The sequence below is a fragment of the Neobacillus sp. NPDC058068 genome (assembly GCF_042885335.1).
GTDB lineage: Bacteria > Bacillota > Bacilli > Bacillales > Cytobacillaceae > Neobacillus.
This window is the reverse complement of the sequence record NZ_JBHVSI010000045.1, coordinates 1-7,277: the sequence shown is the minus strand read 5'-3', so window position 1 is coordinate 7,277 and position 7,277 is coordinate 1. Positions and strand designations below refer to the sequence as shown.

The following is a 7,277-nucleotide window of genomic DNA, read 5'->3' as shown; positions in this document are numbered from 1 at the left end:
TGGGGGCTTGATTATACTTACTTTTTATTCAAGTAACGGGTGCATTAGTTGAACAGCGGGGTTGCTGCGGCGATCCTGTTTTTATTGAGCTAAAGTGGCAGGTTAGTAAAAAGTGAATTAATCCATTATTATCTGTATTATGTTAACTGCATAAATCAGTTGTACAGAGGTAATAAAGTTGTTTAATTTGCAATTATTTTGCGGTAATGAAATTAAATATCAAATAAAGGAAATATCTTCTTGACAGTCGAATATTAGTATAGAACCATAATTAACTATTCCGATGAGGAGGATTCTTGTGCGTTCACGACCATTATCTATTGAAAATCCAGAGCATGCTAGGTATGTTAGTCTTGTGCCAGATGGAGATATTGAAGAAATACTTAGTAAGCAACGAACTAAGACCATTACCCTCTTGAGCAGCATATCAGAGGAGTCAGCAAGGAAGGCGTACGCACCAGGGAAATGGACTTTAAAAGAAGTGATTGGGCATATGACCGACTCTGAACGTGTGATGTCGTATCGAATGCTTGCCATTGCACGAAATGAAAGTGCGCCACTCCCAGCAATGGATCAGGATCAATACGTTTCTGCAGCAAACTTCAACAAATTATCCTGGGAGCAGCTACTAGCTGGTTTAGAAACGGTACGCTCCAACACGTTAAGTCTTATTTCAACCATTGATGATGCAGCATGGAATCGTAATGGAACTGTAATGAACAGCCCAGTTTCGATAGGTACCCTTGCATATGGCATTGTCGGGCACGAGTTACACCATATGAAAGTGATTAGTGATAAATACTTATAAGTCTTTTTCTATTAATGAAAAAACCTAATTTCTCATTTAATGCTGAGAAATTAGGTTTTTTAATATTGAAACTTCCTTAAGGTTGTAAATCCGCATTTTCCTGACGCTACTGTACAGAGATAATAAAGTTGTTTAATTTACAATAAAGTCATTAAAAAATAATAATGTTGTTTAAAAATCCTTATGTCACTAACGGGGCAGTTTAGTTGAACAATTATCATTAGTTTTTTATTCGTCAATCGGGCCATTTAATTGAAGATCTCATTAGATAAATAATAATATTTAAAGGAATAATTCATTCTGATAAAGAATATTAAAAAAGAATAAGTTAATTGCTTTTACAATACCCATAAGTGAGGAGAGGAATTTATGGTCAAAAAACTGATCGTCGGCGACGCATCGCATGAACTGGCCACTACGCGCCGCATTCTGGAACGCTTGCCCGAGGAGCATATGTCGTGGAAGCCGCACGAGAAATCGATGACGCTCGGCGGGCTGGCCACGCACCTGATCAACCTGCTAAACTGGCAAGTCGCGATTTTTCAGTACCCGGAGTTCGATCTTTCGACCGTGCCGCTGAGGCGCGAGCCTTTGGAAAAACGCGCTGACGTTCTGGAGGAGTTCGATGTAAACGTCGGCAAGTTGGAAAAGCTGCTCACCGAATGCGAAGAGAAAGCGCTCGGCGAGGAATGGACTCTGCGCCACGGCGACCATATCATCCTTCGAGAGCCGCGGGCGATCGCGCTCCGCACCTTCGGATTAAGCCACATGGTTCATCACCGGGCGCAGCTCGGGGTTTATTTGCGGCTTCTCGATATTCCGGTGCCGGGCATCTACGGCCCTTCGGCCGACGAGGAAGCCCAATGAATTAAGTTTCTCGTCCAATACTCGCCAAAAAGTCGTAGGTCACTGGCATGAACGCCGTTACTCTACTACAACGGACAAGAATAATTATACTCCTTGATCACTAACAGTTGAGGATTTTTACTTGAATAATACCAGTTAATATCAGCTTTTTGTTTATTCAAGAAAAGGGCGCTTTTCTTTAATAAGAAGGCGTCTTTTTGCATGGACAACATATTTAAGGGATTGAGTTTTTTTGAGGTGTAAAAAAGATTGTGAAGTAATGTACTTAAAGTAAAGAGGGCTTGAGTTGAAGATGAGTTGCGGGGGCAGCTCTTTTTTTGTTGATCAACTAAATGGCAGTTTAGCGGAATAAGGAACTACTAAAATTTATAAGATTAATTATGTGGAAATAACATAGAAATAATCGTAGGAGGATTAAAGGATGGACAATACAGTTATGAGGACGGAAAGGTTAATTTTAAGAAGAATGACTAAAGATGATACTAAAAATTTGATGGAAATCTTTTCAGACCCAGTAGCAATGAGGTACTATCCTTCAACCAAAAACGAAGGTGAGACACTGGAATGGATTGAATGGACCCAAGAAAATTATGACCAATATGGGGTAGGTTTATGGATAGTAGAAAATAAAGTGACGGGAGAATTTCTTGGACAATGTGGAATTGTTCCTCAAGAGGTAGATGGTGTAATGGAGATGGAAATAGGTTATTTGTTTGTACGGCGTGTCTGGGGGAATGGATATGCAACAGAGGCAGCTTTAGCGTGTAAGAATTACGGATTTGAACAATTAAAATTAAATAGGATAGTCTCATTGCCCGATATAAACAATATTCCTTCAACTAAAGTCGCTGAACGAATTGGAATGCAGGTGATGAAAACTATAAATAAATGGGGAAAAAAAGTATATGTTTATTCTGTTACCATTTAAAATTAATATCTAAAAAGAAATATGTGAAGAGTTACACTTAAACTATCGGGTGCAAGAGTTAAAGATCCAGCTGCCATTTTTGGTGGCTTTTTGTTATTGAATTAAAGGGCAGATTAGTTCAACAAGATAGCTAATAATAACTTTAATTAATATTATTGTTTTAGAAATTAATTAGTGGTTTTTTGTTAAATGAGCAGGCATCTTTTTGAAAGTGTAGAATATATTTGTGAAGTATTTAAGTGAGGAGGATGAATATGTTTCAAACATTAGATGGTTTCTTTAAATTATGGAATTTTGAAGCAGACGCTACTCAAAAAATCCTTAATCAACTTACTGATGAATCATTACCTCAAGAAGTAACACCTCAAAATTGGACGTTAGGTCGAATTGCTTGGCATACGGTAACAGCAATTGGCGTTGTGACATCTCGAACAGACCTTTCTTTTGATTCTCCTAATCAAGATTATCCAGTTCCAACTTCAGCAAAGTTCATCTCTGACAGCTATCAACAAGCAAGTAATGGTTTGGTTGAAGTAGTAAAAAATCAGTGGACTGACAACAGTCTTAGAGAAGTACAGGATATGTTTGGGCTTAAAATGTCAAAGGGAGAGATTTTATCTTTTTTAATTCAACATCAAATTCACCATCGAGGACAAATGACAATTCTTATGCGTCAAGCAGGTTTAACAGTTCCTGGTCTTTATGGTCCATCAAAAGAGGAATGGGCTATGATAGGTATGGAAGCCCCTAAAATGTAATTACTATTATTGAGCGTTAAGTAATATAAACAAGCAGTACAAACAAGGCTTTATTTGAAAAAAGGGATCGTAATTTAACGGTGCTTTTGTATGAGTTTGTGAAAAAGTGTACTTAAGCTAACGGGTGCAAGAGTTAAAGACGGGGATCGCTGCGGCGATCTTTTTGCTTGTTGAGCTAACGGACAGGTTAGTTGAAGAAGGAATTTCTCTAAATTTGGAAGAATTTATATTCAAAAATATGTTAAGGAGCTTGTGAATTATATGGAATCCATTAGCAAAAGCGAAGTGAAGCTACGAGATATCACAGAGGAAGATCTTCCTATCTTTTTCGAACAACAACTAGATTCAACGGCGAACTATATGGCTGCCTTTACAGCTAAAGACCCCACTGATAAGGACGCATTTTTTGACCATTGGAAAAAAAATATCGCTGACGAGACTATCACAATTAAGACTATATTATTCAATGGCATTGTCACTGGACACGTCTCGAACTTTGAACAGTTCGGCGAACCCGAAGTAAGCTACTGGATTGGAAATGAATATTGGGGTCATGGTATTGCAACTAAAGCGTTGTCAGAGTTTCTGGAGTATATTAAGGTACGCCCGCTCTATGCTCGTGCCGCTAAAGATAACCTCGCCTCCATTAGGGTATTGGAAAAATGCAGGTTTAAAATCATCTCTGAAGATAAGGGCTTTTCCAACGCAAGAGGCAAGGATGTTGAAGAATTTATTTTGAAGCTCGAACCTTATGATCGGTAATTTAATACCGTAATACGATTGTAGCGGTTCTTGACTAACGGGTGCATTACTGGAACAACGGTAATGCTTTTTCTTATTGAAGTAACGGAAAGTTTAGATTAAAAAGGACTTTTACTATATGTTAGAGAATAATATCCCAAAGCGAAATAAAGGGATGGAGTATTTTGAAAAAAATAATACAGAATTCAGCAGTAGTATAGTAGTAGTAGTCATTTTTCTTTTATTACATTCAAGTCCAAAAATGGCTATAAGAACTCACGTGTTGTTTATGGGTTATCCTAAAGAATCTTTTACATCAGATATATACGAGTATATATTTTATAATAAAGTTGATAAGAACAATTTTTTTAAGTTCTATCCTAATGTAAAAGCATACACTTTAACAAAACCTCCATTCGAAAAAGCTACTGAGAGTGAGTTAAGTAATTACATTGTGCGGAAAAGTGGATTTTTATATTTTGCTGATTTTTATGGAGAAACATAAATTTTCTTATTCAGAGAACGGGTAGCTTTACTTTAAGGTCAGGCTGCCATAATTGGCGGCTATTTCTTATGCAATTAATGTCCTTCTTTACTTTAATAAAGAGTAAAGCCCATTTTATTCTTCAACTAAAGGGGCAGGTTAGCTTCATAATTCAAATGTGGAGGATCATTATTTTTTGCTCCTTTTTGCTTAATTTATATTAGAAATCAATGGAGAATTAATGAGGTGAGCTATAATGCTGGAAGAATTAGATGAAGCAATTACAAAACTAAACAATAAGACTGATGTTGATATACACCTTGTTGGTTTTAAAAAATACTTAGACAAAATAACAGTTAATATTAACCTATCATTTTATGATGAAGAGGAAATTCAAGAGGAGTGGCAGATTGTTTGTGAAGACATCGGAACTCATAGATTTGAATACGATGTGTTTGAAGAATGGGAGATATTCAGTGAACATGAGTTGCTATGGAATTATAACAAAGAATGGGGTGAGATATTCTTTAACGGAAGAACTAATTCGACTACAGAAGTCATTGGGGAACTTTATAAAACTCATAATGGCAATACCAAAGGTTACATACCGTTTGGTGAATACTTAAATTATAGAATTGATACACTTTTAGATGGGGGCTTTGGACTTTTTGCTAAGGGTCCATTAAACTTATTGGATTCATATAGGAATGTGTTAACAAAGTACGGCTATAAGACAACAGTGTTGCCACTACATTATAGAAATGAACAGGACTATAGAACAGATTATAGACTGTTAGTAATGGGTAACTCCTATGTTGTTGCTAAGAATTTTTCAGCTCATAAGGTTATAGGATAATAATTTAAGGAAGCTTGTGAAATATTGTACTTAAGCTAACGGGTGCTTTTGTTTAATAAGATAACTAAAGACTGTTGAGAAAGTGGTAATTTATTTTATTACATAAAGAACGTTTGTTCGTGTATAATATTATCGAGGTGAATATTATGGCGATACGCGACCGAGGTAAAATCAAATGGGCTGCGGCATATCTCCAACCCGAACAAGCAAAGATGCAGCGGGATTTTTGGCTCGATACTGAACGGATAAGGATGCCTATCATTGACGAGCATGAGAGAGAGGAATTCGACCTGCGTATAATTTACTCGATGGAATATAACCATTCCGTAAAGCTGAAGGTATGGAATGATGGATTTACTCACAATATTAATGGTCGAGTTCATTACGTGGATCCTATTACGCATGAGCTCCGTATTGAGGTGAAGCCTGGAGAATTTGAGAGGGTGGTTTTCGCTAGTGTGGTAGGTGTGAAGGTAGTGGATTAAGAGGACATCAAGCATAGCGTCAGCCTAATTATTTATTATTGAACTAAAGTGGCAGATTTGTTGGAGAAGGATATTTTCCTGTTTTAAGCGAATTAGAATTTCAAACAAACCTTACACGAATACAGGTATTGAAAATAACAGGAACATAGGAGGTATGAGATATGAAGATCAATAGAATAGATCATGTGAGTATAAACGTAAATGATCTTTCAGAGGCTAAAGCGTTTTTTCTTGATTTAGGACTTGAAGTGCAAGCGGAATGGGAATTGGATGGAGAACAGTTGGACAGAATAGTTGGGCTTAATGATGTTAAAACGGCATGTGTAGGATTGGGGATGCCAGATGGTCAGGCATGGATAGAGCTAGTCAAATTTTATACGCCGTCAGATGAAAAAGATATTCAGCAACCTTTTGCAAATACGCTGGGTATCCGACATATTTGCTTTGCTGTTGAAGATATTGAAGCTATTGTTGCAAAATTGAAAAAGAAGGGCACGGAAATCTTTAGTGAGATACAGCAATATGAAGAAAGTTATAAGTTATGTTACGTTCGTGGTCCAGAGGGAATTATTTTAGAGCTGGCGGAGAAAATCAGATAAATATTGAATGGGACTTTAAAAGATTTAGATCTCCAACTTTAAAGATTTCTTCTTAAACTATCGGGGTGCTTTTGTTTAACAAAAGGGGTGGAGCGGCAGCCATTTTTCTTGTTCCACTACCATGAAAATTAACTTCTGTAATAAAGTGAAAAAGGCAATACTGAAGAAGACGCAGCTCATTCGTTTTTAAAAAAAGGGGAGAGCGCCAATTTCATTGATCTATGGTAATAAAGTGAACGGATTAAGAAGCTTTAGGTTCTTCGAGCGTAACGATGTATCCTAAACTTTCGAGTCTTCTCAGAGAATGTCGAACAATTGATTGTTGTCTCTTCTTATCAAAGTAGTCTTCGCCTATGTCTACATACATTTCTTTTCGGGTTAAGAGATAATAAGAGATACGTAACATTGCGTGAGCGACTACAATACCAGCACGTTTCTTACCCTTTCGGGATGCTGTACGTCTATACAGTGCTCCGAGATAGTTTTTGGATCCTCTTACTGAATGAGCTGCTTCTGTTAACGCCGATCTTAAATACTTATTTCCTTTTTTAGTTTTGGCTGATTTTCTTTTTCCAGCGCTTTCATTTTGTCCAGGAACTAATCCTGCCCAAGAACACATATGAGCTGCAGTGGGGAATTGTTTCTTCACATCAGTTCCAATTTCGGATAGAATTTGCTCAGCCATTCTGGTTGCTATACCAGGAATCGAATCCAATCGTGATACATCTTCTTGATGAGAGCTGACTCTGTC

Annotated in this window: 10 protein-coding genes; 9 read left to right on the top strand and 1 reads right to left on the bottom strand. The window is 37.1% G+C overall.

From position 1 onward, the window contains the following. Positions 1-298: 298 nt before the first annotated feature. The 9 genes from ACFVSW_RS27750 (at position 299) to ACFVSW_RS27710 (ending at position 6,526) form a co-directional block, all read left to right on the top strand. A complete protein-coding gene (locus ACFVSW_RS27750) occupies positions 299-808 on the top strand; it encodes a DinB family protein (RefSeq protein ID WP_387319857.1) in 510 nt (169 codons plus the stop codon). Between the two features lie 369 nt (positions 809-1,177). Continuing rightward, entirely contained in the window at positions 1,178-1,675 is a 498-nt protein-coding gene (locus ACFVSW_RS27745) for a DinB family protein (RefSeq protein WP_387319856.1), read from the top strand. Positions 1,676-2,096: 421 nt separating this feature from the next. After that, a complete protein-coding gene (locus ACFVSW_RS27740; RefSeq protein ID WP_387319855.1) occupies positions 2,097-2,603 on the top strand; it encodes a GNAT family N-acetyltransferase in 507 nt (168 codons plus the stop codon). Positions 2,604-2,857: 254 nt separating this feature from the next. Further along, positions 2,858-3,361: a DinB family protein gene (locus ACFVSW_RS27735; protein WP_387319854.1), complete on the top strand. Its 504-nt coding sequence runs from the start codon at positions 2,858-2,860 to the stop codon at positions 3,359-3,361. 261 nt (positions 3,362-3,622) lie between these two features. Then, positions 3,623-4,123, top strand: a complete 501-nt coding sequence (locus tag ACFVSW_RS27730; RefSeq protein WP_387319853.1) for a GNAT family N-acetyltransferase — start codon at positions 3,623-3,625, stop codon at positions 4,121-4,123. 118 nt (positions 4,124-4,241) lie between these two features. After that, the gene (locus tag ACFVSW_RS27725) at positions 4,242-4,607 is read left to right on the top strand and encodes a hypothetical protein (RefSeq protein WP_387319852.1); all 366 of its coding nucleotides are present in this window, start codon (positions 4,242-4,244) and stop codon (positions 4,605-4,607) included. Between the two features lie 235 nt (positions 4,608-4,842). Then, positions 4,843-5,442, top strand: coding sequence for a hypothetical protein (locus tag ACFVSW_RS27720; RefSeq protein WP_387319851.1), 600 nt, complete (start codon positions 4,843-4,845; stop codon positions 5,440-5,442). A gap of 146 nt (positions 5,443-5,588) precedes the next feature. Continuing rightward, positions 5,589-5,927: a YolD-like family protein gene (locus ACFVSW_RS27715; protein WP_387319850.1), complete on the top strand. Its 339-nt coding sequence runs from the start codon at positions 5,589-5,591 to the stop codon at positions 5,925-5,927. Positions 5,928-6,088: 161 nt separating this feature from the next. Continuing rightward, a complete protein-coding gene (locus tag ACFVSW_RS27710) occupies positions 6,089-6,526 on the top strand; it encodes a VOC family protein (protein ID WP_093274033.1) in 438 nt (145 codons plus the stop codon). Positions 6,527-6,767: 241 nt separating this feature from the next. On the opposite strand, the gene ACFVSW_RS27705 is transcribed toward ACFVSW_RS27710, so the two are convergent. After that, on the bottom strand, positions 6,768-7,277 hold a 510-nt coding region (locus tag ACFVSW_RS27705), incomplete at its 5' end, for a transposase (protein WP_387319849.1).